This is a genomic window from Actinomadura sp. 6N118, assembly GCF_044326415.1.
Classification (GTDB): Bacteria; Actinomycetota; Actinomycetes; order Streptosporangiales; family Streptosporangiaceae; genus Spirillospora.
Genome location: NZ_JBIRAZ010000015.1, coordinates 136,318 through 161,612, shown reverse-complemented (window position 1 = coordinate 161,612; position 25,295 = coordinate 136,318). Strand labels below are relative to the sequence as shown.

General features: G+C 70.2%; 25 protein-coding genes. 13 read left to right on the top strand and 12 right to left on the bottom strand.

The features are described 5' to 3' along the window. Positions 1-58: 58 nt before the first annotated feature. Complete coding sequence (locus ACH34W_RS34545; protein ID WP_395965343.1) at positions 59-568, bottom strand: helix-turn-helix transcriptional regulator; 510 nt, start codon at positions 566-568, stop codon at positions 59-61. A 142-nt stretch (positions 569-710) separates the two neighbouring features. Here ACH34W_RS34545 and ACH34W_RS34540 point away from each other — a divergent pair, with 142 nt between their 5' ends. The 8 genes from ACH34W_RS34540 (at position 711) to ACH34W_RS34505 (ending at position 11,583) form a co-directional block, all read left to right on the top strand. Next, positions 711-1,916: a hypothetical protein gene (locus ACH34W_RS34540; RefSeq protein WP_395965342.1), complete on the top strand. Its 1,206-nt coding sequence runs from the start codon at positions 711-713 to the stop codon at positions 1,914-1,916. A 62-nt stretch (positions 1,917-1,978) separates the two neighbouring features. Further along, on the top strand, positions 1,979-4,405 hold the full coding sequence (locus ACH34W_RS34535) for a tetratricopeptide repeat protein (protein WP_395965341.1): 2,427 nt from the start codon (positions 1,979-1,981) through the stop codon (positions 4,403-4,405). Then, positions 4,402-5,565: a protein phosphatase 2C domain-containing protein gene (locus ACH34W_RS34530; RefSeq protein ID WP_395965340.1), complete on the top strand. Its 1,164-nt coding sequence runs from the start codon at positions 4,402-4,404 to the stop codon at positions 5,563-5,565. Before ACH34W_RS34535 ends, ACH34W_RS34530 begins: the two co-directional genes overlap by 4 nt. Before the next feature lie 5 nt (positions 5,566-5,570). Beyond that, entirely contained in the window at positions 5,571-6,878 is a 1,308-nt protein-coding gene (locus ACH34W_RS34525; RefSeq protein WP_395965475.1) for a VWA domain-containing protein, read from the top strand. A 2-nt stretch (positions 6,879-6,880) separates the two neighbouring features. Continuing rightward, a complete protein-coding gene (locus ACH34W_RS34520) occupies positions 6,881-7,870 on the top strand; it encodes an FHA domain-containing protein (RefSeq protein ID WP_395965339.1) in 990 nt (329 codons plus the stop codon). After that, the gene (locus ACH34W_RS34515; protein ID WP_395965338.1) at positions 7,867-9,369 is read left to right on the top strand and encodes a hypothetical protein; all 1,503 of its coding nucleotides are present in this window, start codon (positions 7,867-7,869) and stop codon (positions 9,367-9,369) included. Before ACH34W_RS34520 ends, ACH34W_RS34515 begins: the two co-directional genes overlap by 4 nt. A gap of 56 nt (positions 9,370-9,425) precedes the next feature. Continuing rightward, positions 9,426-10,274 (top strand): glutamate ABC transporter substrate-binding protein, encoded by an 849-nt coding sequence (locus tag ACH34W_RS34510; protein ID WP_395965337.1) that lies wholly within the window; start codon positions 9,426-9,428, stop codon positions 10,272-10,274. A 124-nt stretch (positions 10,275-10,398) separates the two neighbouring features. After that, complete coding sequence (locus ACH34W_RS34505) at positions 10,399-11,583, top strand: hypothetical protein (RefSeq protein ID WP_395965336.1); 1,185 nt, start codon at positions 10,399-10,401, stop codon at positions 11,581-11,583. On the opposite strand, the gene ACH34W_RS34500 is transcribed toward ACH34W_RS34505, so the two are convergent. Continuing rightward, positions 11,544-12,200: a hypothetical protein gene (locus ACH34W_RS34500; protein ID WP_395965335.1), complete on the bottom strand. Its 657-nt coding sequence runs from the start codon at positions 12,198-12,200 to the stop codon at positions 11,544-11,546. The two genes, ACH34W_RS34505 and ACH34W_RS34500, sit on opposite strands and share 40 nt — an antisense overlap. Before the next feature lie 155 nt (positions 12,201-12,355). On the opposite strand from ACH34W_RS34500, the gene ACH34W_RS34495 reads away from it, so the two are divergent. Beyond that, on the top strand, positions 12,356-12,868 hold the full coding sequence (locus tag ACH34W_RS34495; RefSeq protein ID WP_395965474.1) for a PH domain-containing protein: 513 nt from the start codon (positions 12,356-12,358) through the stop codon (positions 12,866-12,868). Positions 12,869-12,879: 11 nt separating this feature from the next. On the opposite strand, the gene ACH34W_RS34490 is transcribed toward ACH34W_RS34495, so the two are convergent. Genes ACH34W_RS34490 through ACH34W_RS34465 form a run of 6 tightly spaced genes read right to left on the bottom strand, consistent with a single transcriptional unit; the run spans position 12,880 to position 19,874 of the window. Next, positions 12,880-14,286 carry an NAD(P)/FAD-dependent oxidoreductase gene (locus tag ACH34W_RS34490; RefSeq protein ID WP_395965334.1) on the bottom strand — a complete coding sequence of 469 codons (1,407 nt, stop codon included), beginning with the start codon at positions 14,284-14,286 and terminating at the stop codon, positions 12,880-12,882. Further along, a complete protein-coding gene (locus ACH34W_RS34485; protein WP_395965333.1) occupies positions 14,286-15,128 on the bottom strand; it encodes an ABC transporter permease in 843 nt (280 codons plus the stop codon). The genes ACH34W_RS34490 and ACH34W_RS34485 overlap by 1 nt, the downstream gene beginning before the upstream one ends. After that, positions 15,125-15,988 (bottom strand): ABC transporter permease, encoded by an 864-nt coding sequence (locus ACH34W_RS34480; RefSeq protein WP_395965332.1) that lies wholly within the window; start codon positions 15,986-15,988, stop codon positions 15,125-15,127. The genes ACH34W_RS34485 and ACH34W_RS34480 overlap by 4 nt, the downstream gene beginning before the upstream one ends. A gap of 2 nt (positions 15,989-15,990) precedes the next feature. Continuing rightward, positions 15,991-17,214 carry a PotD/PotF family extracellular solute-binding protein gene (locus tag ACH34W_RS34475; RefSeq protein WP_395965331.1) on the bottom strand — a complete coding sequence of 408 codons (1,224 nt, stop codon included), beginning with the start codon at positions 17,212-17,214 and terminating at the stop codon, positions 15,991-15,993. Then, positions 17,211-18,386 carry an ABC transporter ATP-binding protein gene (locus ACH34W_RS34470; protein ID WP_395965330.1) on the bottom strand — a complete coding sequence of 392 codons (1,176 nt, stop codon included), beginning with the start codon at positions 18,384-18,386 and terminating at the stop codon, positions 17,211-17,213. Before ACH34W_RS34470 ends, ACH34W_RS34475 begins: the two co-directional genes overlap by 4 nt. 33 nt (positions 18,387-18,419) lie before the next feature. Next, positions 18,420-19,874: a gamma-aminobutyraldehyde dehydrogenase gene (locus ACH34W_RS34465; RefSeq protein WP_395965329.1), complete on the bottom strand. Its 1,455-nt coding sequence runs from the start codon at positions 19,872-19,874 to the stop codon at positions 18,420-18,422. A 165-nt stretch (positions 19,875-20,039) separates the two neighbouring features. On the opposite strand from ACH34W_RS34465, the gene ACH34W_RS34460 reads away from it, so the two are divergent. Continuing rightward, positions 20,040-20,498, top strand: coding sequence for an Lrp/AsnC family transcriptional regulator (locus ACH34W_RS34460; protein ID WP_395965328.1), 459 nt, complete (start codon positions 20,040-20,042; stop codon positions 20,496-20,498). 132 nt (positions 20,499-20,630) lie between these two features. Then, positions 20,631-20,921: a DUF1778 domain-containing protein gene (locus ACH34W_RS34455; protein ID WP_395965327.1), complete on the top strand. Its 291-nt coding sequence runs from the start codon at positions 20,631-20,633 to the stop codon at positions 20,919-20,921. Positions 20,922-21,018: 97 nt separating this feature from the next. Here the strand turns inward: ACH34W_RS34455 and ACH34W_RS34450 are convergent, their stop codons facing one another. Next, positions 21,019-21,429 (bottom strand): HIT family protein, encoded by a 411-nt coding sequence (locus tag ACH34W_RS34450; protein ID WP_395965326.1) that lies wholly within the window; start codon positions 21,427-21,429, stop codon positions 21,019-21,021. A gap of 66 nt (positions 21,430-21,495) precedes the next feature. On the opposite strand from ACH34W_RS34450, the gene ACH34W_RS34445 reads away from it, so the two are divergent. Continuing rightward, the gene (locus ACH34W_RS34445; protein WP_395965325.1) at positions 21,496-22,206 is read left to right on the top strand and encodes an ATP-binding cassette domain-containing protein; all 711 of its coding nucleotides are present in this window, start codon (positions 21,496-21,498) and stop codon (positions 22,204-22,206) included. After that, positions 22,203-22,883 (top strand): hypothetical protein, encoded by a 681-nt coding sequence (locus tag ACH34W_RS34440; protein ID WP_395965324.1) that lies wholly within the window; start codon positions 22,203-22,205, stop codon positions 22,881-22,883. Before ACH34W_RS34445 ends, ACH34W_RS34440 begins: the two co-directional genes overlap by 4 nt. A gap of 10 nt (positions 22,884-22,893) precedes the next feature. On the opposite strand, the gene ACH34W_RS34435 is transcribed toward ACH34W_RS34440, so the two are convergent. The 3 genes from ACH34W_RS34435 to ACH34W_RS34425 form a co-directional block, all read right to left on the bottom strand. Beyond that, positions 22,894-23,520: a hypothetical protein gene (locus ACH34W_RS34435; RefSeq protein WP_395965323.1), complete on the bottom strand. Its 627-nt coding sequence runs from the start codon at positions 23,518-23,520 to the stop codon at positions 22,894-22,896. A 159-nt stretch (positions 23,521-23,679) separates the two neighbouring features. Next, the gene (locus ACH34W_RS34430) at positions 23,680-24,510 is read right to left on the bottom strand and encodes a DUF1963 domain-containing protein (RefSeq protein ID WP_395965322.1); all 831 of its coding nucleotides are present in this window, start codon (positions 24,508-24,510) and stop codon (positions 23,680-23,682) included. Between the two features lie 106 nt (positions 24,511-24,616). Then, positions 24,617-25,276: a DivIVA domain-containing protein gene (locus ACH34W_RS34425; RefSeq protein WP_395965321.1), complete on the bottom strand. Its 660-nt coding sequence runs from the start codon at positions 25,274-25,276 to the stop codon at positions 24,617-24,619. Positions 25,277-25,295 lie beyond the last annotated feature (19 nt).

Here is a 25,295-nt window from a genome sequence, read left to right as displayed (position 1 = left end):
CGTGCCCGCCGTGGCGAGGTGGGCGACCTCGGTGTCGCCCACCTCGCGGCGGGAGGGATCAGGCGGCGGCGGCCGTGCGGCGCTGGAACGGCAGGTAGCGCTCGGCGCGGCGGGGGCGGGCCGGGAGACCGGTGGACTCCACGGCCAGGATGCGGTCGAAGCGGAAGGCACGGACGCCGCGGCGCATGCGGCACCAGCCGACGAGGTACCAGTGGTCGCGGTGGACGAGGCAGGTGACGGGCTCCACCTCGCGGATGGTGACGTTGGCGCCCGCGTCGCCGTAGCAGAGGCGGACGACGCGGTGCTCGGTGATGGCGGCGGCCACCACGCGGGCGCGGTCGGCGGTGGAGGCGTCGAGCGGGCGGGTGAGGGTGGCCAGCGTGGCGGTGACGACGTCGTCGTGGCTGTCGGTGTCGATGAGGTGGCCCAGGGCCCGGCGGGCGGTGGTGGCCTGCGGCCCAGCGCCGAGGTGGGCGAGCGAGAGCGCCAGGGCGGCGATCTCGGCGGCGGTCAGTGCGGCGCCGTCGGTGCGGTGTGTCTTGCCGGGGTACGTCGTAACGTTCGCCATGGTTCGATCATACGTTCGAACACTGACATTTTGGAGGCCTTGAGCCCGACCCTGCACATACGGGAAACTGAATCTTCAAAAGTGCACAATCCGGGGGAATCGGGGGCTAGATGTGCATGCTGCCGGTACCAGGCGACCGCTGATGAACCGCGACGACGTGGACCGGGCCCTGCGGAGCCTTCGGGACGAGAAGGAGCGCATCAGCCTCGCCCTTCTCGACCTGGAGGGCCACCAGGGGCACCGGCTGCTGAACGGGGCGGCGGTCACCGGCGAGACCGCCCGGCGGCAGGCGGAGCTGCAGTCCCGGATGACCATGTTGTGGAGCCTGTTCGACCACTACGGCGGCACGCTGGCCGCGGCTGAGGAGCTGCGCGCCCGCCACTCACGTCCCGGCCAGGCGCAACTGGCCGAGCTGACCCGGCTGCTCACCGGGCCGTCGGTCGAGCTTCCGGTCGAAGAGGTGCCGATCGAACGGCGCACGCTGCTCTCCTCGCCGACCGGCGAGAAGCTGACCCTCGGCGAGGTCGTCCAACGGATGACCCCGCTGTTCGAGGAGGCCGCGCAGATGGTGGCCGCGGTCGACGCGGTCTGGTCGGAGCTGCTGGCGGCGCTCGCCCAGGTCGAGGCGGACCGCAGAACCGTGCACGAGCTGGCGGCGTCCCTCGGCGGGCCCGATCCCGAGCTCGACCGCATCGGCCGCGAGCTCGACGGCCTGGCCGCCGCCGTGCGCACCGATCCGCTCTCGTTCGAGCAAGGCGGCCACGTCGACATCTCCCGGCTGCAGGCGGCCGGTACCGGCCTGATCGAGCTCCGGCGCAGGCTGGGCGAGGCCGCGGCCTTCCGGGACGACTCGGACACGCGGATCGCCCGCGCCGCGGCGGCCGTCGACCAGGTGCGCCAGGCCGAGGCGGCGGCCCGTGAGGCCCGCGACCAGGTCCTCATCAAGATCGCATCGCCGGTGCTCCCGGACCTGGCCGCCCGTTCGGCCGCGCTCGCCGACCGGCTGTCGGCGCTGCGGGTCCTGCGGGACGCGCGCCGCTGGAGCGATCTGGCGGAACGTGTCGGCGATCTCGAACGCGCCGCCGCCACCGCCTTCCAGCAGGCGCGGAACGACCACGCCCTCATCACCGGACTGCTGGACCGGCGCGAGGAGCTTCGCGGCCGGCTCGACGCCTACCGTGTCAAGGCCGCGCGGCTCGGCCTGGCCGAGGACGCCGAGCTCACACGCCGTTACCAGGAGGCCCGTGAGCTCCTCTGGACATCTCCCTGTGACCTGCGGAAGGCGACCGTGACGCTGTCGGGTTACCAGCAGGCCATCTCATCGCGGGCGAAGGGATCGGACGGATGAATCAATGCGGTGCGCCGGACTGTTCCGGAACCATCGAAGACGGCTACTGCGTCATATGCGGCATGCCCCAACAGTCAGGTTTGGCGCCCGCTGACAAGTGCACCCAGCCCGGCTGTACGGGCAGCTTCCAGGACGGTTACTGCGACGTCTGCGGCAACCCCCCAGCGGCCGTGAGCGCGCCCGCTCCGCCCGCAGCGGCTGCCCCGCCGATGGCCGCGCCAGGCCGGTGCGCCCAGCCTGGATGCACCGGAACGTTGCAAGACGGCTACTGCGACGTCTGCGGTATGCCTCCCTCGTCGGGCACTCCCGCCTCGTATCCCGTAACTTCGGGCAGCGCATCGTCAGGAAGCCTTCCGTCCGGAAGCCTTCCATCGGGAAGCTTCGCCACGGGCAGTGTCAGAACGGGTAGCAGCCGCACCGGCTCGTCGCGTTCGTCCGGACGCCGGGGGGCTCTCGGCGCGGGGCTCGTCGAGGTGCCGCGGGTGCCCTATCGCGACCCGTCCACGGCCATTCTCGCCAATCCCGAGGTCGCCGAAAACCGCCGCTTCTGCAGCGGCTGCGGTGAACCCGTCGGGCGCGCCAAGGGCGACCGGCCCGGCCGTACGGAAGGGTTCTGCGCCAAGTGCGGCGCCGGATACTCGTTCACACCCAAGCTCGCCCCCGGCGACCTGGTCGGCGGCCAGTACGAGGTGCTCGGCTGCCTCGCGCACGGCGGCCTCGGCTGGATCTACCTGGCCAAGGACAAGAACGTCAGCGACCGGTGGGTGGTGCTCAAGGGCCTGCTGGACTCGGGCGACGCCGACGCGCTGGCGGCGGCTGCGGCGGAACGCGCGTTCCTCGCCGAGGTCGAGCACCCCAACATCGTCAAGATCTACAACTTCGTGCAGCACGGCGGCTCCGGCTACATCGTCATGGAGTACGTCGGCGGCCAGTCGCTCAAGGACATCCTCCAGCAGCGGCGCAAGCAGCAGGGCGAGGACGCGCTCCCCCTCGGCCAGGCCATCGCGTACGCCCTGGAGGTGCTCCAGGCGTTCGGATACCTGCACTCGCAGGGCCTCGTCTACTGCGACTTCAAGCCGGACAACGTCATCCAGAGCGAGGAGCAGCTGCGTCTGATCGACATGGGCGCGGTGCGGCGGCTGGACGACCAGGACGGCGCGATCTTCGGCACGGTCGGCTACCAGGCCCCCGAGATCGCCGACGCCGGGCCGTCGATCAGCTCCGACCTCTACACGGTGGGCCGGGCGCTGGCGGTGCTGAGCTTCCGGTTCGCCCGGTTCACCAGCGAGTTCGCCGACGCGCTGCCCCCGCGCACCGAGGTCCCGCTGCTGATGCGGCACGAGTCGTACGACCGGTTCCTGCGGCGCGCGACGCACCGCGACCCGGCGCTGCGGTTCCACGACGCGGCCGAGATGGCCGACCAGCTGACCGGTGTGCTGCGCGAGGTGCTGGCCGCCGAGGACGGGTACGCCCGCCCTGCCACGTCGGGGCTGTTCGGGCCGGAGCGGTTCGCCCCGGGCACCGACACGACCCGGCCGGGCAACGACGACACGGCGCTGCCGCCGCTCTCCCGCGCCGCCGCGGCGGCTTCGCTGCCCGTCCCGCTGGTGGACGGATCCGACCCTGCGGCCGGGTTCCTCGCTGGGCTGACGGCCCTGGAGCCCGCCCAGCTCGCCGCCACGATCGCGAACGCGCCGCAGCAGACGCCCGAGATTTCGCTGACGCTGGCCCGCGTTCGCATCGAGCTCGGCGACTTCCCCGCCGCGCGGGCGTTCCTCGACCAAGTGGCGGCGGAACGTCCCGACGACTGGCGGGTCGACTGGTACCGCGCGCTCGCCACGCTCGCGGAGGGATACCTGGACAAGGCGCAGCCGCAGTTCGACCGGCTCTACTCGCTGCTCCCCGGCGAGGCGGCGCCCAAGCTGGCGCTGGCGTACTGCCTGGAGGAACGGGCGCCTGGCGAGGCCATCCGGCTGTACGAGACCGTCTGGCGCACCGACCAGTCCTACATCAACGCCGCGTTCGCCCTCGCCCGCATCCATCTCAAGGCGGGCAACCGGGCGGCGGCGGTCGCCGTGCTCGACTCGGTGCCCAAGACCTCCATCCGGTATCTGCCCGCGCAGGTGGCGGCAGTGGCCACGGTCGTGCGCGGCCGTGCGGTCAATGACCTGACGGCGGCCGAGCTGGCCGGCGCGGGTGAGCGGCTGAGCCGCCTCGACCTGGAGGGTGAACGGCGCGCACGGCTCGTCGCCGAGGTGCTGGAGGCCGCCCTGGCGTGGCTGAGCCTGCCCGCCTCACACCATGGTCCTTCCCAGCACGGCAACGTGCAGGGCGGGACGCTCTTCGGCGCCCCGCTCACCGACGCGGCCGCGCTGCGCCGCGTCCTGGAGGACGAGTACCGCGCGCTGGCCCAGCACTCACGTGACAAGGAGGACCGGCGCCTCCTCATCGACCGCGCCAACGCCGTACGTCCGAGGACCCTGCTTTGACGGAGGACCAGAACGTGGTGGAGGCACCGAAGCTGTCTTGTCCCAACTGTGGGGAGGCGGTCTTCGAGGGCGAGGGGTTCTGCGAAGCCTGCGGGCATCCCCTGACCGCGGAGGCCACGGCGGCTGTACAGGCCGGGCGGGTGGCGCGTGAGGGCGTCACCGGGAAGGTCATGCCGGGCGGTCGCCCGGGGACCCGCCCGACCCGGCGGACCGAGCCGAAGTCGCCGAAGCCCGCCTGCACCGAATGCGGTGCCACCGCGATCGATGCCGACGGTTACTGCGAACACTGCGGCATGCGGCAGCCAGCCGAACGCGACCACATCGAGATCGAGCTCGCGGGCAGTGTGGCGGCAGGAGCCAGCGACCGAGGCCGCCGCTACGCCCGCAACGAGGACTCTCTCGCCATCGCGGCCCACTCCGCTGGGATCGCCGCGGTGGTCTGCGACGGCGTTGGATCCTCTCCCCATCCAGACGACGCCTCCCGCGCCGCCGCCGAGACGGGCGTGGCCGAGCTCGCCGCCCGCTTCGGATCCGGCGCCGCTCCGGAGGAAGCCACGTGCGACGCCGCACTCAAGGCAGCCGAGGCCGTCGCGGCGCTTGCCGAGTCACCTTCCGACGCTCCTTCGTGCACGTACGTGTCGGCCCTGACGTACGCGGACCCGGCGACCGGGATCCCCGCCGTGACCGTCGGCTGGGTCGGCGACAGCCGTGCCTACTGGCTGGGCAGCGGCGAGTCGGACGCGGCGTCCGAGCAACTTACCGAGGACGACTCGTGGGCGGCCTTCATGGTCGCCGAGGGCGCGCTGACGGAGGCCGAGGCCGAGGCGCACCCCAACGCGCACGTCATCACGGCCTGGCTCGGCGCGGACGCCGACGAGGTACGGCCGCGGGTCCGCACGTTCACCCCTGACGGCCCCGGTGCCGTGCTGGTCTGCAGCGACGGCCTGTGGAACTACGCGCCCAAGCCCCAGGACCTGGCCGCCGTCCTGGCCGGCGCGGCGTGCGACCCGGCCCTCGACCCCCTCGGCGCGGCGCGGACGCTGGTCCGGTTCGCCCTCGATGCGGGAGGCCGCGACAACATCTCGGTGGCCGTCATCCCGGTAGCCCCCGGCACGGTCGCCCCCGACCCGGTCACGCCTAACACGGAGCATGCCCCATGAGCGACATGAGCGATCAGCCGCAGTTCAGCATCAAGATCGATCAGAACAAGTATCTGCCCGAGGGGGGCCGCGAGGTCCACGCGGTCGTGTCGGTCGAGTCGACCGGATCGCCCACCGGGGTCTCGCAGCCGGCCTCGGCCGCCGAGGTCATCATCATCGACACCTCGGGCTCCATGTCGTACCCCGACACCAAGCTGCGCGCGGCCATCGCGGCAGCACAGGTCGCGGTCGACACGCTCCGCGACGGGGTGTTCTTCGCGGTGATCTCGGGCGCGAACACCGCGAAGATGGTCTTCCCGCAGCAGACCACCTTGGTACGAGCGGATGCCACCACGCGGCAGCAGGCCAAGCAGGCGCTGAGCCGCCTGCAGGCCCAGGGCGGCACGGCGATCGGCTCGTGGCTGCGGTTGGCCGACCAGCTCTTCGACGCACACCAGGAGGGCATCCGGCACGCCATCCTGCTCACCGACGGCAAGAACCAGCATGAGACCGCCGAGGAGCTCGACGCGGTGCTCTACCGCTGCACCGGCCGGTTCGTGTGCGACTGCCGCGGCGTCGGCACCGACTGGGAGGTCGCCGAGCTGCGCAAGGTCTCGTCGGCGCTGCTGGGCAGCATCGGGATCGTCGCCGACCCGCAGGGCCTGGTCGCCGACTTCCAGGCGATGACCGAGGCCGCGATGGGCAAGGCGGTCGCCGACGTCGCGCTGCGCGTGTGGACGCCGCAGACCGCCAAGCTGCGTTTCGTCAAGCAGGTGATGCCGACGGTGGCGGACCTCACCGGCAAGCGCACCGAGTCGGGACCGCAGGCGGGCGACTATCCGCTCGGCGCGTGGGGCGCGGAGAGCCGCGATTACCACATCTGCGTGGAGGTGCCACCGGGCGAGGTCGGCAAGGAGCTCCGCGCCGGCTGGGTCAAGCTCGTGGTGCCGGGCGCCGCCGGTGCCGAGGACCAGGTCCTGGCGACAGGCAACGTCCTCGTCCAGTGGACCGACGATGAGGCGGCCTCCACCCGGATCAATCCGCGCGTCGCGCACTACACCGGGCAGGCGGAGCTGGCCGACGCCATCCAGCAGGGCCTGCAGGCCCGCAAGGACGGCGACGAGGACACGGCCACCGCGCGCCTCGGCCGCGCCGTGCAGCTCGCCGAGGTGGCGGGCAACGACGAGATCACCTCGCTGCTGCGCAAGGTCGTGGACGTGGTCGATCCGGCGACCGGCACCGTGCGGCTGAAGAAGAACGTCGAGAAGGCCGACGAGATGTCCCTGGACACGCGGTCGACCAAGACCGTCCGTACACGGAAGGGCGAGGGGTGACGATGGCGACCTGCCCGGCCGGCCACACCTCCGGCGCGACCGACTACTGCGACGTCTGCGGCGAGCGCATCGGCGCCCCGGCGGCGGCGACCGGCGCGCCACCGCAGACCGGCGCGCCCAGGTCGACCATGCAGATGCACGCGGTGGGGTCGGCGCCCGGGACGCCGTGCCCCGACTGCGGGACGCCGTCGAGCGACCGGTTCTGCGAGGAGTGCGGGTACGACTTCGCGACCGGGGGCGGCAAGCCCACGCCCGTGATCGTCACCCAGCCGCCGCACCCGGATTCCCCGCACGCGACGGGGCCGTCACGCCAGATCCCGCCCGAGGAACTTCAACGACGAGCCACCGGAGAGCCCGCCTCCCCACCCGCCGCGCACGCCGGCCCGCCCACTGGAGCGGCGAGTCGTGACGCCACCGTCGAAAGGGCCTCTCGCATGTCAGGGCCCGCGCCTGGAGCACCCGCACCAGGCGGGTCCGCGCCCGCAGCACCCGTGTCTGGCGGGTCCGCGCACGGAGCGTCTGCGCCAGGCGGGTCCACGGGCGCGGCGGCAGGAGCCCCACCAGGAGCAGCCGCCCCTGGCACCGGCTGGGTGGCCCTGGTGAACGCCGACCGCGACTACTTCGCGACGATCGTCGCTGAAGAAGGGCCCGACTCCGGGAACCTCGCGTTCCCCCCGTACTACCCCGAACGACGGATCCCTCTGGCCGCGCAGCAGGTGCGCATCGGGCGGCGCAGTTCCTCGCAGGGCACGCCGGAGATCGACCTGCGCGAGCCGCCCGAGGATCCGGGCGTCTCCCACGTCCACGCGGTCCTGCTGGCCAAGCCGGACGGCACGTGGACCCTGGTCGACCCGGGCTCGACCAACCGCACGTGCCTCAACGGCGCGACCGAGCCCATCCCGTACAACGTCGAGATCCCGGTCGGCGACGGCGACCGCATCCACGTGGGCGCCTGGACCACCATCACGCTGCGGAGAGGCGAGGCGACATGACGGCCGTACACCAGGCTCCCTCGGCAGGCCCGCCACCCCCCGGGCCGCCACCGGGCACGGCGCCGGCGCCGCGGCAGACCACCGCGCCCGCGCTGCCCGGCCGCCCCGCCGCGCGCAGCGAGCCGCGCACCGGCGCCGCGCGGCTGGTCCCACGGACCATCGCGAGCCGGATCCGCGCCCTCACGGTGCTGGTCCTCATCGCGCTGGCCGGGCTGCTCGCGGTCACCTGGGCCGCGGTCGGCGACGCGCGCGACGGCGTCCGGGTCATCGGGCACGACGCGGGGCGGCAGGTCGTCGCCACCGGCGACCTGTACACCCAGCTCATCAACATGGACGCACGGCTGGCCGACGCGCTGCTGATCGGCCGCACGCCGAATCTCGGCGCCAAGCGTGACCAGGCGCTTCGCGACTACGACAACAGCCGCCGCGGCGCGGGCACCGCGTTGCTCCAGGCGGCCAGGCTCGCCGACGATGACACCGAGAAACGCACCGCGCGCGAGCTGCTCGACGCGATGGCCCGCTACGAAGGCCTGGCCGGGCAGGCATTGCTGCTCGACCAGCAGACTCCGCACACCGCGGGAACGCCGCCGGAGCCCGTACTGAAGGTCTACCGGCAGGCGACCGACCTGATGAAGCTCGACCTGCTGCCCAAGGCGTACAACCTGACGCTCGACAACGGCACCCTCGTCCGCCACACGTACGAGGACAAGCAGAACGCCGTCTCGGACGGCAGGCTCTGGGTGCTGCTCACCGGGATCGTCCTGCTGGTGCTGCTCGGCGGATTGCAGCTCTTCCTCGCCGCGCGCTTCCGGCGGATGCTCAACCCCGCCCTGGCACTGGCCACGGTCGCCACGCTGGTGCTGGTGGGCGTGAGCTTCACGATGCTGGGCGGCCAGGCTGATCAGCTGCGCAAGGCCAAGGAGGACGGCTTCGACTCCATCCTCGCGCTGTCGCGGGCCCGCGCCATCGGCAACAGCGCCAATGCCGACCAGACGAGGTTCCTGCTCGACCCGGTTCGTGCCGACACCTACGAGCAGATCTTCCTCAGCAAGTCGCAGACCATCCTCTACGTGAAGGCGGACAGCCTCGCGCAGTACAGCGCGGCCGTGCAGACACCGGGTCGCGAACGGGAGTACCTCGGCTTCCTGGGCACGGAGTCCAGCCGCACCTCGCTGCCCGGCCAGGACGCCGCCCTCGGCTCCGTCTTCACCACGTACCGCGCGTACCAGCGGGATGACAGTGCTCTCCGTTCCCTGGTGGCGAACAACCGGCGGCAGCAGGCGATCACCGAGCGGCTGGCCAGGCCCGACTCGTCCTTCGGCAAGTACGACCTGGCCCTGAACGAGCTCATCAAGATCCACCAGACCGCGTTCGACGACGCGATCAAGAAGGGCGACGACGGCACCGCCGGTTGGAACATCGTGATCCCGGTCGCGGGGCTGCTGCTGGTCGCGCTGGTGCTGGTCGGCGTCCGTCCCCGGCTGTCGGAGTACCGGTGAGGAAGGACGCAGTGAGGAATGGCGTGGCGAGGAAGGGCGCGGTGAAGGAGCTGAGAATGCGCGGACGTCGGATCGGGACCGCCGCCCTGGCGGCCGCCTCCGTCCTCGGGGCCTCCGCCTGTGGCATCGCCACCGCCGAGGAGGACTCGGTGGCGGACAAGGACCAGCTGGTCATCGGAGTCAACAAGGACCAGCCCGGAGTCGGCGCCCGCACGCCCGGCGGCGGCTACGAGGGTTTCGACATCGACATCGCCCGGGAGGTCGCCAAGCGGCTCGGCGTGACCGGCGGGAACGTCACGTTCAAGGAGGTGACGTCCGGAACCCGCCAGCAGATGATCAAGAACGGGGACGTCGACCTCGTCGTGGCCAGCTACTCGATCACACCGGACCGCAAGGCCGAGGTGACGTTCGCCGGGCCCTACTACATCGCCCACCAGGACGTGCTGGTCCGTGGTGACAGCCCCATCAGGAACGTGCGCGAACTCAAGGACCGCAACCTCTGCAAGGTCGAGGGCTCGGTCTCCTACGAGCGCGTCACCAAGGAGAAGGGCGTCGCCGCGAAGCTGGTGCCGGCCACCGGCTACGCCGACTGCCTCGACAAGCTGACCAAGGGCACGGTCGACGCCGTGTCCACCGACGACCTGATCCTCGCCGGGCTCGCCGCGCAGGCCGCCAAGAGCGGCGGCGCCCAAGGCGGGACGCCCAAGATCGTGAACGCGCCGATCTCGGACGAGAACTACGGCATCGGCATGCGGCTCGGCGACGCGGACGGCTGCGCGACGGTCAACAAGGCGATCACCGACATGTACCAGGACGGGACGGCGCAGGGGCTTCTGCGCAAGTGGTTCGCCCCCGTAGGCCTCAAATACACGACGACGGTCCCCCAGTTCGAGGGGTGCGAGTAACCGGGGGTACTGAGATCAGTCGGTTACGCAAGTGGCACTTCCGGCGATTGATCGTACGTTATGGTCGCGAACAAAAGCATTTCCGGTAATAACCACCCGACCGGCGAGAGGTTCGAGGAGCACCATGACGACGGTCATCCTGGTGGTGATGTGCGTCGTCGTGGGGGCGCTCGAACTTTACGCCGGGAAGCAGAGCAAGGACCAGGCGCGCGCGTTCGTCCGCCGGATCGACGAGCTGAACGACCAGGTCAGCAAGCAGAACACCGTGCTGGTGACGGTCGGCGAGCAGCTCACCGCCGAGCTGTCCAAGGTCAAGCGCGACGTGCTGCCCGCGCTCGATTCCCGGCTGCGGCAGAACACCGGTCAGGTCGAGGAGCTCGCCGCGCTCGTCCACCAGGCCGACGGCTACCTGCGGGTCCAGGCCACCCGCCTGCACGACCTTGAGAAGCAGCGGGTCACGCTGGCCGCGCTGCGCCGCAAGCTGGCCGAGGTCGAGACGTCGGTGCGGTCGGTCACCCGGGCGGGCACGGCCGCGGTCGAGGGCAAGGTCGACGCCGCACTCGACCGGCTGTCCGACCTCGAACGCAGCGGCACCGAGATCCTGGAGCTGCAGCGCACGCTCACCCGGACGCTCGAAGACGTGGAGGACGTCGTCACCGAGCTGCTCCAGTTCACCGAGGGCGAGCTGGACGAGGCGGTCGCCTCCTCGCTCACCGGCCAGCCGCGCGGCGGCGAGGGCGACGCCGCCGCCGTGACGGCGACCGGCCGGCTGTGGACCCGGGACGAGCAGCTGGACGACATCCTCACCGAGGTCTACGAGCGGTGCGTCCGCACGGCCCGCCTCAACATCCGGTTCCGCACGATGGAGGGCCCGAACGGCTCGACGCCGGGGACACCGGAGCGGCGGCGCTACTTCCTCGCCGGGCACAACATGGAGGATCTCGCGGGCGGCTTCACCGCCCTGCTGATCTCGACCGGCGCCGACCTCCCCCACAACGGCAACGGCCTGTCACGCGGCCGGCCCATCCTGCCGCCCGGGGTCGAGCCGCCGCGGGCACCGGAGGACGAGGCTGCGCTCAAGGCGTTGCTGCGCACGCTCCACGAGAGCACGGGCGCCGTGGCGCAGATCGGCCCGCTCATGGCCGTACGCGCCCGGGACGAGCTGCTGTGCGCCGTGCTGACCCCGCCGCAGTCGCTGGAGCTGGAGAGCGACGAGGTCTACTGGGACCCGGCCGCGGCCACCGTACGGCTGCGCCGGCTCCCGACCCATCAGTTGTGGGATCTCACCGCCTGGGCCGCCACCCCGTAGGCCCTCACGGTCCGTTCGCTGGGCCCGCCGAGCTGGACGAACACCGGGCAGGTGACCGCGCCCGTCACCTGGTCGACCTCCGCGCACAGGCCGATGCCCGTGGCGCGGTCGAGGAAGACCACATTCTCCACGGCCTTCGCGGCGCGCACGGCGTAGGGCACCGAGTCGGCGTCATTGGTGTCGAAGAGCTCCTCGAAGGTGAGCTTGCGCGCGTACCGCAGCAGCTCCCCGGCGTCCACGATCCGGGTGCCGATCGCCGCCGCGGGGCCGGCGATGACGATGCCGAAGCTCGGGTCGTCGCGGCCGCGCACGTAGATCTCCCGGTCCGGTTCGAGGCCCCGTCGCCGGACCGGCAGGTGCAGCCCGAACCCGGCGTCGCCGTTGAGGAACGCGGGCGGCCCGAAGCCGTTCAGGCCCATCTCAGCCGGTCCTTCGGACACGCGCAGCGCGCCGCCCGGAATCTGCCAGCCCGGCAGGTAGACGCCGAGCCCGCGCAGGAGCAACCGCCAGACGGGACGCCCCGTGACGTCCGGGACGAATTCCCCTTGGGGGCCGCGAGCGCCCGCAGAGCCGTCGTCCAGAGCCGGACCCGGGGCAGCCCGCTGAGCGCCGTCCATGAGCAACATCTTGTGGTCTCGCACCGGCGCGCACAAGACCGTTTACACAACCCTGTCGCCGGGCGTCGGTTTCTGACCTCGCGGGGACTGCGGAGGCCCGCCCGGTCGGCTACCGTTTGAAGTCACCGGATCATGACAAGGGTGCCGCCGTGAACATGCAAGACATGATGGTGTTCCGCGACGCGGGCTCGCGGACCGTCGACAGGTACCTGATGTCGTACGAGGGGCGCGTGATCGCGGTCCGGCGGCATCCCGCGGTGTTGCTGCTCCCCGTCTCGCTCGTCGTCGGCGGCCTGATCCTGGCCGGCTTCGCCGGGGCGGCGCTCAGCGTCACCTGGGTCTGGTGGTTGTGGCTGCTCGTGCTCGGCTACCTGGTCTGGAAGGTCATCGCCTGGTCGCTCGAGTTCTTCCTGGTCACCGAGCACCGGGTGATGGTGATCAGCGGCGTGCTCAACCGCTCGGTCGCCATGATGCCGCTCGCCAAGGTCACCGACATCGCGCTGGAACGGTCGCTCGCCGGGCGCATGCTGGGGTACGGCGAGTTCGTGATGGAGTCGGCGGGCCAAAAGCAGGCCCTCCGCAACGTCGGTTACATGCCGTACCCCGAGCAGCTCTACCTTGAGGTCTCCTCGGTCATCTTCGGCGCCGAGGACGCGTCGCCGGACTAGGGCGTGGCGCCTCAGGAGTCGAAGCCGAGGCCGAAGCGGTCGAGCGTGCGCAGCCAGAGCCCCCGGCGGCCTTCGTTGCGGTCGGCGCGGGCTATCTCCCGGCGGGTCAGCTCGATCACCCCGTAGCGGAGCGGCTCCGGCGGGAACGGCACCGGCTTCGAACGCACCATCTGGAGGCGGGTGCGCTCGGTCTCCTCCCCCGGAGCCAGGCCGACCCCGAGCCGGTCGAGCATGACGTCCGCGCCGAACCGGGTCGCCCCCACGCCGAGCCCCGTGTAGCCGACGGCGTACGCGAGGCGCCCGCCGTGCGCCGTGCCGAAGAACGCGCAGAAGCGGCTGCAGGTGTCGATCACCCCGCCCCACGCGTGACTGAACCGGAGGCCCTCCAACTGCGGGAAGGTCGTGAAGAAGTGCTCGGCCAGGGTGGCGAACGTGGCGGGCCGCCGTTCGAGCTCGGCGTGGATCTCGTTGCCGAAGTGGTAGATCGCGTCGTAGCCGCCCCACAGGATCCGGTCGTCGGCGGTCAGCCTGTAGTAGTGGAACTGGTTGGCGCTGTCGCCGAGCCCCTGCCGGTGCGTCCAGCCGATGGCCTCACGCTGCTCCGTGCTCAGCGGCTCGGACACCAGGGCGTAGTCGTACACCGGCACCAGGAAGTGCCGGAGACGCTTCAGGAGCGGCGGGAAGACACCGGTGCCGAGGGCGACCTTGCCGGCCACCACCGCGCCGTACGGCGTGGACAAACGCAGCCGGGAGCCGCTCCGCAGTCCCGTGACCCGGGTGTTCTCGTAGATGCGGACGCCGAGAGAGCGGCACGCGTCGGCGAGTCCCCAGGCGAGCTTGGCGGGGTGCACCATCGCAACGCCGTCGCGATCCCAGAGGCCGCCGAGGTACGTGGGTGAGTCGACTTCCTTGCGGACCTCATCGGCGCTGAGGAGGATCGGCGCGCGGCCGAGCGCTCTGGCCGCCTCGGCGTCTTCGGCCAGCCCGGCGACCTGCCAGTCCTGCGTGGCGACGTTCAGCTCGCCGGTGAGCTCCCACTCGGCGTCGATGCCGTACCGGGTCAGGGTGGCGCCGATGTCCTGGAGGTTCTCGTGGCCGAGCCGTTCGAGCTCGGCCATCTCCCCCGGCCAGCGTTCCATGCCGTTGCCGAGCCCGTGCGTCAGGCTGGCCGCGCAGAAGCCGCCGTTGCGGCCGGAGGCGGCAGCGCCGATCCGGTCCGCCTCCAGTACCACCACGTCCAGCGACGGATCGCGTTCCTTGGCGCGCAGCGCCGCCCACAGGCCGGTGTAGCCGCCGCCCACCACCGCGAGGTCGCAGGTCTCCCGGCCGACCAGGGCCGCGCCCGCCTCGGGGCGGGCGCGATCCTGTAGCCAGTACGGGGCCGGCTCGGCCTCGGCGAGCGACGTCAGCGCGTTCATCAGGTGTGGCGGGCGCGGCGCCGGGCGGCGACGATGTTGATGACCGCGAGCAGTACCCCGACGGCGAAGATCAGCGTGCCCATGACGTTGACCTGGGGCGGGGTGCCGGTGCGGGTGGAGGACCAGACCCACAGCGGGAACGTCTGGGTGGCGCCGCTGGTGAAGTTGGTGATGATGAAGTCGTCCACCGACAACGCGAACGCCAGCAGCGCGCCGGCCAGCACTCCCGGCATGATCATCGGCAGGGTGACCAGCCGGAACGTGGTGAGCGGTCCCGCGCCGAGATCACGCGCCGCCTCCTCGACCGACGGGTCGATGCCGACCGCCCGCGCCCGGACCGTGATCGCCACGAACGACACCGAGAACATCACGTGCGCGGCCAGGATGGTCAGGTAGCCGCGCGGCGTCTCGGTCGCCACGAACATCGACAGCAGCGAGGCGCCCATGACGATCTCGGGACAGGAGATCGCGGCGAACAACACCAGGTTGGCCATGCCCTGGCCGCGGAACCGGTGCCGCCCGATGGCCAGCCCGAGCAGGGTCCCGAGCACCGTCGCGATCAGTGTGGTGAGCAGCGCGATGGTGAGCGAGTTGATCAGCGCGGTGGTGAGGTCCTTCTTGTCGAACAGATGGACGTACCACTTGAGCGTGAAGCCCTCCCACTCGAAGTTCTGCTTGGTGTGGGTGTCGTTGAAGCCGAAGAGGATCATCACGGCGATCGGCACGAGGAGCCAGCCGACCAGCACGATCGTGTAGAGATGCAGGCCGCGGCCCTTGAGTGGCCGGCGACGGCGGCGCCGCGGCGCGGCGACGGGTGGCGGGGCGGAGATCGTGGTCGTCATCGTCCTGCCGCCTCCAAGACGTCCTTGGTGCCGAGGGCCCGCGCGTACGCGAAGATCCCGATCAGGAGCAGCGCCATCAGCGTGAACGAGAGCGCCGAGGCCGTGTGGTAGTTGCTGTTGGTGAAGTACTCGGCCTGGATCACGTTGCCGATCATCGTGTTGCCCGGCCCGCCGAGGACCTGCGCGTTGACGTAGTCGGAGGTGACCGGGACGAACGTCATGATGACCCCGGCGAAGACCCCCGGCAGCGACAGCGGAAGCACCACCCGCCGGAACACCTCGACGCGGCCCGCGTACAGGTCGTACGCCGCCTCGATGGTCCGGTAGTCGATGCGTTCCAGCGCCACGTAGATCGGCAGCACCATGAACGGCAGGAAGTTGTACGTCAGCCCGGAGATGACCGCGAAGCCGCTGTCGAGCACGTGGAAGTCGTCCGGCACCAACCCCCAGCTCTTCAGCGGCCCCAGGATCGGCCCGTTGTCGGTCAGCACGAGCTTCCAGGAGATCGTGCGCAGCACGAACGACACGAAGAACGGCAGCAGCAGCAAGAACAGCCAGGTCGACTTGTGCCTGCCGCCCTTGAACGCGATCCAGTACGCCGCCGGATATGCCAGGACGATGCAGGCCACCGTCGCGATCAGCCCGTACCAGAGCGACCGGACCAGCTTGTCGCCGTAGAGGTCGAGGCCTTCGGTGTAGTTCTGCCAGTGCCAGGTGAGCTTCCAACCGTCGATCAGGTTCCCGGTCATCAACGACACCGAGGCCATGTAGACCAGCGGGATCGCGAAGAAGACCAGCAGCCAGAAGCCGGCGGGGAGCATCAGCAGATAGGGCGTCAGCGCATTCTTGAAACGACGCATCGCTAGCTCCCTTGCACGATCGGGAGGAAGATCTTCTGGTACTGCGTCTCCTCCTGCTGGGTGAGGACGCGGTAGGTGCGCAGCTTGGCCAGGTCGGCGTCCGACGGGTAGACCAGGGGGCTGCTGCTGAGCCGTTCGAGATCCGCCTTGTCCTCGCCCTTCGCCGCGGCGGCGTCGGCGGCGACGAACTTCTTGGTCTCGGGCACCGGGGTGACGTAGTTGATGTACTCGGTGAGCGTGGCGTTCCGGCGCGGGTCGTACAGCCAGTCCATGAGCGTGAGCGCGTCGACCGGGTTGGCGGCCGTCTTCGGGATCATCATCAGGTCCGTCCAGATCGTGCCGCCCTCGCGCGGCACCACGAACTTCACGTCGTCGCTGGCCAGCGAGTAGACGTCACCGGACCAGGCCATCGTCAGCCACACGTCGCCCTTGGTGACGGCGTCGATGTAGTTCTGCTCGTAGTACTTGCGGACGATCTTTTGGTCGCGCTGGTCGCGGAGCTTGCGCGCGGCGTTCTCCCAGTCCTTCGGCGTGGACTTCTCGGGGTCGATCCCGAGGGCGAACATGCCGAAGTTGCCGAGTTCCTGCGAGTCGCCCATCATGCCGATCCGGCCCTTGTACTTGGGGTCGAAGAGCTGGGCGATGCTGGTGATCTCTTCCTTGACGTACTTGGTGTTGTAGGCGATGCCGGTCACCCCGGACACGTACGGGATGGTGAAGGCGTTGCCGGGGTCGTACGGCGGGTTCTGGAACTTCTGCCCCGCGTACTGGGCGAACTTGGTCAGGCGTTTGTGGTCGAGCGGCGCCAGATAGCCGAGCTCGATGAGCTTGGTCGTCTGGATGCCGTTGGTGACCACCATCAGGTCGAAGCCGATCGACTGGTTCGCGGCGAGCGGCGCCTGGATCTTGCCGAACCACTCCGCCGCCTCCTGGATGACCTCCTTGTAGGCCACCTGGATGCCGGTCTCCTTGGTGAACGCCTTGATGGTCGCCCGGTCGTCCTCCATGTAACCGGGCCAGTTGGCCCAGTTGATGCTGCCCTTGCGGCCCTTGCCCTTCCAGAACGCGTCGATCTGCGCCTGGTTGATCTTGCCGCGGCCACCTTGCCCGGGGATGCCGCACGCGCTCAGGGCGAGCGCGGCGGCGGACGCGCCGAACAACCGGAGCGCGCCGCGCCGTGTCGTCATGCCGCGGATGAACGCGGGGTCGATGTCCGGACGGGTCATGACGCGCCGATCGCGTAGGAGTGGCGCGGCTCCCACGACAGCCAGACGTCGTCGCCACGTCCGGCGATGTCGTCGGCGTTCGTCGCGTTCTGCAGGAAGACCGTGACGTCGTCGCCCGCCGTGGTGGTGACGATGTAGTTGGTGGACGTGCCGAGGTAGACCACCTCGGCCACCGTCGCGCGCACCCGCGAGCCGCCGCTGCCGCCGCTGCCGCCGTTGCCGCCGGGTGGCTGCGTGGCGATCTCGATCTTCTCGGGCCGCACGGTCAGTTCGAGCCGGTCGCCGGGCGCCGCGGCGCGGCCGTCCAGCGGTACCACGATCTGCCCGTCGCCTCCGTAGGCGATGATCGCGTCGGTGTCGCGCACCTCGCCGACCTCGCCCGAGAGCAGGTTGGACGTGCCGATGAAGCCCGCCACGAACTTGCTGGCGGGGCGCTCGTAGATCTCCCGGGGTGAGCCGAGCTGCTCGATGCGGCCGTCGTTCATGACCGCGATCCGGTCCGACATCGTGAGCGCCTCGCCCTGGTCGTGCGTGACGTACACGAACGTGATGCCGACCTCGCGCTGGATGCGTTTGAGCTCGACCTGCATGTGCTGCCGCAGTTTGAGGTCGAGCGCGCCGAGCGGCTCGTCGAGCAGGAGCGCGCGCGGCCGGTTGACCAGGGCGCGGGCCAGCGCGACACGTTGCTGCTGGCCGCCGGACAGCTCGCCCGGCCTGCGTTTCTCGCGACCGGCCAGGTCCACGATGTCCAGCATGGCGCCGACGCGGGTGCGGATCTCGTCCTTGCCGACGCCCTTGCGCCGGAGTCCGAACGCGACGTTCTCGAACACGCTCATGTGCGGGAAGAGCGCGTACGACTGGAAGACCATGTTGACGTCGCGTTTGTTGGCGGGTACGTCGGTGACGGGTTTCCCGTTCAGGAGCACCTCGCCGCCGGTGGGCTCCTCGAACCCGGCGATCATCCGCATGGTGGTGGTCTTGCCGCACCCAGACGGACCGAGCAGGGAGAAGAACTCCCCCTGCCCGATCGCCAGGTCGATCCCGCGGACCGCGGCCACCTTCTCCCCGCGCGCGTGGTACTCCTTCACCACACCGGTGAGCTCGATGGCGGGGAGCGCGGAGCCGGACGGCTCCTGGTCGTCGCGTACGGGAGGAGGCGAGGTCTCAGTCATGAGCGGGGTCCTTCGCGGGGTCTGAACGGCGTGCTAGGCGCCGATGTAGTGCATGACGTGCTTGATTCGCGTGTAGTCCTCGACTCCGTACATCGACATGTCCTTGCCGTAGCCGGAGTGCTTGAAGCCGCCGTGCGGCATTTCCGAGACGAACGGGATGTGGGTGTTGACCCAGACGGCCCCGAAGTCGAGCGCCTTGGTCATCCGCATCGCGCGGCCATGGTCCCGGGTCCAGACGCTCGCCGCCAGCCCGTACTTCACGCCGTTCGCCCACTCGATCGCGCGTTCCTCGTCGCTGAAGCGCTGGACGGTGACGACCGGCCCGAAGATCTCGTTCTGGATCATCTCGTCGTCCTGGCGCAGCCCGCCGATGACGGTCGGGGCGAAGAAGTAGCCACCGTCGTATCCGGGTCCGCCGACGCGCTCGCCCCCGGTGAGCACGTCGGCGTGGTCGGGCGTACGGTCCAGGAAGCCCTGGACGCGGGCGAGCTGGTCGGCGTTGTTGACCGGCCCGAAGTCGGCGTCCGCGTCGGTGGGCACGCCGACCTTCGTCCCGCGGGCCGCCTCGGTGAGCGCCGCGGTGAAGTCGTCGGCGAGCCGGTCCGCGACCAGGACACGGGTGGCGGCCGTGCAATCCTGGCCGGCGTTGAAGTAGGCGGCGCCGGCGATGCCCTCAGCCGCACTCTGGATGTCGGCGTCCTCGAAGACCACGACCGGAGCCTTGCCGCCGAGCTCCAGGTGGACGCGCTTGAGGTCGTCCGCGGCCGCCCGGGCGACCTCCATGCCCGCGCGCACGCTGCCAGTGATCGACACCATCTGCGGGGTCGGGTGCGTGACCAGCGAACGGCCGGTGTCACGGTCGCCGCAGAGGACGTTGAAAACGCCCGGCGGCAGGAACTCGGCGGCGATCTCGGCCAGCAGCAACGTGCTGGCCGGCGTCGTCTCCGACGGCTTCAGGACGACCGTGTTGCCGGCGGTCAGCGCCGGGCCGAACTTCCAGACCGCCATCATCATCGGATAGTTCCAGGGCGTGACCTGGGCGCACACCCCGATCGGCTCCCGGCGGACCGACGAGGTGTGGTCGGCCATGTACTCCCCCGACGCCTTGCCCTCCAGGATTCGCCCCGCCCCCGCGAAGAAGCGAATGTTGTCCACCATCGGAGGGATCTCCTCGTCGGCGGTCAGCTGGATGGGCTTGCCGGTGTCGCGGGACTCGGCCTCGACGAGCTCGTCAGCCCGGGCCTCCAGTGCGTCGGCGAAACGGAGCAGCGCGAGGCTCCGGTCCTTCGGCGTGAGGTCCCGCCAGCCGGGGAAGGCGTCCCCGGCGGCACGGAAGGCGGCGTCCACGTCCTCGGCTCCGGAAACGGGCGCCTCGGCGTAGACCTCGCCGGTGCTCGGATCGACCACCTCCATGGTCCGGCCGTCCTTGGCGTCCACGTACTCGCCGCCGATAAAGTTGCGCAGCCTTGTCCTGCTGTCGCTGGTCACCGTCGACCCTCCTCGATGGGCACGCACCGATGTGTCCTATTGGCCCCGACCTTGACAGAGGTTTGGCATGATGACAAGTGATTCCGTTGTTACGATCCAGTTTCACGACGGAATCCCTTGGCAAGTAGCTCAAGCAGGCACGATGCCGCAACGAAGGAGAGCACGATGGTGGCGCGTCCCGTTCCGCTGGACGACACGTCCAAGCAGATCATCGAGCAGCTCCAGCAGGACGGCCGCCGGTCGTACGCGGCGATCGGCAAGGCCGTCGGGCTCTCCGAGGCGGCGGTGCGCCAGCGCGTGCAGAAGCTGCTGGACACCGGCGTCATGCAGATCGTCGGCGTCACCGACCCGCTCATGCTCGGCTTCTCCCGGCAGATGATGATCGGCGTCAAGTGCGAGGGCGACCTGGAGAAGGTCGCCGACGAGCTCGCCTCCATCGAGGAGATCGACTACGTGGTCATCACCGCGGGCTCGTTCGACATCCTGCTGGAGCTCGTCGCCGAGAGCGACGAGCAACTGCTGGAGCTGCTCGGCCGGATCCGGGCCGTACCCGGCGTGCTCGCGACCGAAAGCTTCGTCTATTTGAAGCTGCGCAAGCAGACCTACTCGTGGGGCACGCGCTGACCGGCCCTTGCTGATTGCGGGCGTGCGGAGACGATCCCGTACGCAGGGACTTTCATATTCTCCTTCTTATTGGGGATGCCGCATCTGCGCCGCCGGGCGTACTTTTGGATGCTGTAAGGAAGGAGACCGGCCATGTCTGAGTCGGTTCACCAGGGCCTTCCCGCCTCCCGTGACGACAACCACATTGAGTTCCGGACGTCCGAGGAACAGAACCGCGTGATCCGTAAGGCGGCAGAACTCCAGGGCTGGACGGTCCCGCAATATGTACTGTCCACAGTCCTTGACCGGGCTGAACGCGATCTCTACGAGTACGCGGCGGCACGCCGGGCCACGCTCGGCGACCAGGACCGTGACCCCACGTCAGCCACCGGCGTGGAAGGCGCCGTCATCCCGCTGGTCGCCGTCGTGGCGGCACTCAGCTGAGTCGCGGCGGCACCCAGCTGAGCCGTGGCGGCACTCAGCTGAGTCGCGGCGGCACCCAGGTGAAGGATCGATCGACCGGCCGGCTCCACTCCGGGATTCATGTCCCGGCACGGAGCCGGGCGGCGTACTCGGCCGCCTCGGCGTCCGAGTCGTACTTCTGCCGTGGCCAGAAAAACCCGCGCAGCCCGTCCTTGCGGTTGCGCGGCACCACGTGCACATGCAGGTGAGGCACGCTCTGGCTGATGCGGTTGTTCATCGCCACGAACGAGCCCGCCGCGCCGAGCACCGACTCCATTGAGGCCGCGAGCCGCTGCGCATGCCCGAAGAGGCCGCCCACCAGCTCCGTCGGCAGGTCGGCCAGCGTCTCGTGGTGCTCGCGCGGCACAAGCAACGTGTGCCCCTTGAACAAGGGCCGCGCATCCAGGAACGCCATGGCGTCCTCGGCGTCCAGCACGAGGTGCGCCGGCCGTTCCCCCTTGATGATCTCGCAGAACACGCAGCCGCTCATGAGCCGCATTCTGTCAGCTGTGGGCTAACGGGGCGCTTACAGCGGGATCACTACTGTCCGTGGCCTATGCAGCTGACCGAGGTCGCCTTCCGCTATCGCCGGCGAGCCCCCTGGGTACTCCAGGACGTCTCGTTCTCCCTCCCGCCGGGCCGGGTGCTGGAGGTGACCGGACGCAACGGCGCCGGGAAATCCACGCTCCTCCGGCTGCTGGCAGGGCTCCGCACTCCGCACCGCGGCACTATCACGGGCCGCCCAGACCGGGTGGGGTACGCGCCAGAACGCTTTCCAGTGGACCAGCCGTTCACTGTGTCGGCCTACCTTGACCACATGGCGGCCATACGCGGTATCAGGCGGCCTGCAATCGGCGAATGGGCCGAGCGGTTGCGCTTCGAGCATCTACTGAACGTGCGGCTGCCGGAGTTGTCGAAAGGCAGCGCGCAGAAAGTGGGTCTCGCCCAGGCGCTCCTCGCCGAACCCGGCCTGCTGGTCCTCGACGAGCCGTTCGCCGGCCTGGACGCCGAGAGCCGCGGCACGCTCCCCGGGTTGATCGCCGAGCTGGCCGAGGCGGGCACGGCGGTCGTGGTCAGCGACCACCAGCGCGTGATCGAGTCCGTCCCCGGCGTCGACCGGATCCGCGTCGGGAACGGGACCGTGACGGCGGCGGCCGTGGAGGCCGAGTGGACCGTGCTGGAGGTGGTCGTCCGGGCCGACGAGGCCGAGGAGGTCGCGACCAAGCTCCGCGCGGACGGCCACGACGTACGGAGGACCGAACGATGATCGCGCTCGCGCGCTTCCAGGTGTCGGGCTACCTGCGGTCCCTCCGGATCCTGCAGCCGGTGATCGTCATCTTCATGATCCTGGCGCTGTTGCTCTCCCAGGCCCCGGCCAACGCCGGGCTGGCCGCCGGGGCGTTCGGTGACGTCGCGGCGTTCATGTTCCCGGTCTGGGCGTGGGCCGCCCGTGCGCTCCTGGACACCCAGCCGGACGAACAGCGCGCCTTGTCAGCGACCGCCGCGCGCCATCACCTGACCCCCGCCTGCGCCGGTCTGCTGGCCGCCTACGCCGTCAACCTGGCCTTGGGCGTCGCCATCCTCGCGGTGCCGACGGTCCAGGGGCTCTCCGCAGGCCTTGAGAGCGGCGCCGTGGCAGTTGGTCTCGGCCTCAACCTCCTGGTGGCCGCCGCCGGTACCTTCCTCGGCGCCTGGACGAGCCGCGCGATCATCCCGGACCCTGGAGTCTCGCTCCTGGCCCTTCTCGGTAGTGCGGCCGCGGCCCTCCTGCTCAGCATCGGACCGCTGTCATGGTTGTCCGTCCCGATGGTCGACTGGATCCGCGCCGCCCACGACGGCCCGGACGAACTCATAGCGGCGTTCCCGGGCCTGGCCCTCCACATGGCGCTCTGGACGGCTGTAGTGGGCGTCGCGTACATCCTGATCCGCCGCACCCGCCCCTGACCGCAGAACGTCACGCCCCGGTCGTGGACCCAGGCCTGACGATCATCAGAATCGTCACCACCGCCCAGAGCACGTTGAACACACCGGTGAACATGGCCAGCCGAGCAGCAAGAGGCACAACATCCACACCATCGCCCGATGCGCCTTGAGCCAGAGCGTCGACCGGTGCGCCTTCGGCCTGACCACCGGCCGATGCGCCTTGAGCCTGACCACCGGGCGGTGCGCCTTGAGCCTGACCACCGGGCGGTGCGTCCTCGGTCTGGCTCTCGGCCGGTGCGTCTTCGGGTCGGCTCTCGGCCGGTGCGCTTTCGGCGGTGGCTAGGGCGGCGGCCTGCCGGGGCAGGATGAGCAGGCCGAGAACGGCGGCCGCCGCCGCGGTGAGGATGATCGAGATGACCAGCCACGGATCGCTGAGGACTCCCATGCTGCTGGCGGTGATGAATCCGAAGACGGGCACTGTGATGCCGAACACTGCGTACGCACGGCAGATGCGGTGCAGGTTGCGCAGCACCGGGAGGGATTCGGGCTCCGCCTTCGCCTTGCGCAAAGCGGGCGGGAACATGCTGGCGGCCACGGCGACCGGGCCGATCGCGAGGATCGCGGCGAGGACGTGCAGGATGAGGAACAGCTTGCTCATATCGGCCCTGGGAACCCTTCGTGCACACGGGATCGTACGGAAACGTCGCCGACGCTAGTCAGGGCTCCCAGGAGCGGACAGCGGCGGGCACGCCAACTTCCGACCGGATCTAGCCAAGGCGACCGTCAGGTGATGGCGGTCGTCAAGTGGTGACGGTCGTCAGGTGGTGACGGCCGCCTGCAAGGTGAGCCAGGTGTCTTCCAGCCGACCCGCGGAATTGACGCAGAAGTAGACCCGGCCTGGGGCGCCCCAGTCCCAGCCGAGCCGCCGGTCAGAGTCGAGCTGGAGCAGCAGCTGCCATTGGTTTTCGGCAGCCAGCTCCTCTTCGGGTGAGAGGGCCATCGCGTCGAGGTCTCGCCCCGTCGACGCGTATGTGCAGTCAGGGCCGAGCGGGCGCTGCACGAGCACGGGCCAGCCGCCGAGCTGGTGCAGTGGAGTGTCGTCGGGCCATACGTGCTGGAGCCATGCCGCGTGCAACTGCTCGTACACCGGAAGGACACCGCTGTAGCGCTCCTCAAGACGCCTCACCACGGTCTCCTGTGGCGCTGGCAGTGAGAGGAACGGCGCCGCGCCGAGCGGGCACATCGGGAACGAGGACGTGCCTTCGGCAGGCTCGACGTCGTGTAGGTCGCCGGTGAAGAGCCGCCACCCGTCCCGCTGCGCCCGGTCGTCTCCCCAAGGACGCGGTAGGGCACTCGCATAGAAGAACGCGGCCTGGCCGTCCTTGGGCAGCCCGGGAATGTCCATCACCTTGGCCAGCTCCGCGAAGTCGACCGAGAGCATGAAGTCGAGAGGCCGCCCTTCCCAGGTTGGCCATTCCTCGCCGGGCGGGAGCAGCGGCGTGCCGCCGAGCAGTACCGTCGCGTCGCCGTCCGGACCGAGCCGCAGCGCCGGCCGCGCCAGCGGGAGCAGCGCACCGGTGACCTCGGGGGCGAAGAAGACGCCGAACAGGGAGCGCAGCCGCTGATGCTGCGCGGCGAAGTGATCCATGTCACGTAGCGTTGCGTGTTCGGGCGCCGCGCGCCAGCACCCGGCCAAGATCTGTGGATATCCGGTTCGTCCCTAACCCGGGGGCAGCCCTCGCCGACGTGGGGATTCAGCGGCGTTCGAGCGCGCCTGCGAGCTGGACCAGGAAAGCGTCGACCTCTTGCTCATCGTAACCGGGCCCGAAGCGTACGGTCCGGAAAACGATCTCCCGGACGTCCCGCGCCGTCACCGGCGGCGCCGTCCCGCGCAGCCCCGTGATGACCCGTTCAAGGAAGGCGTCCACGTCGCGAACGTCATAGCCGGTCCGCATCCCGGCGCCGGTGAACCGCACGTTCTGGATCCAGCCGATCAACCAGCCCGAATGGACCCGCGTGCGCCCCGGGCGGCGGCGGCCGATGGGCGCGGTGGCCTGGAGCTCGCGTATGCACTCCTGGAGCAGCTCGTCCACCGCGCGCGGCTCGTACCCCCGCAGCACGATGTCGAAGCGGACCGCCCGCACGTCGTCAGCGGTGATCCTTTCGGCGGCGGCGCTTCCATCGGTGGCGCCTCCATCGGTAGCAGTGCTTCCTTCGATGGCAGTGCTTCCATCGGTGGCAGTGCTTCCTTCGGCGGCGGGGAGGCCCCGGGCAGCGAGGAGTCTTCTGACGGCGGGGCCGGTCGACTTGCTCGTTGCGTCGAGCGTGCTCCGGATACGGCCGAGCAGATCGTCCACCTGGCCGCGGTCATAGCCCCGCAACGCCACAGGCAGGCGGTGGGTTCTCGTCTTCACCGTCCCTCGCTCCTTGTTC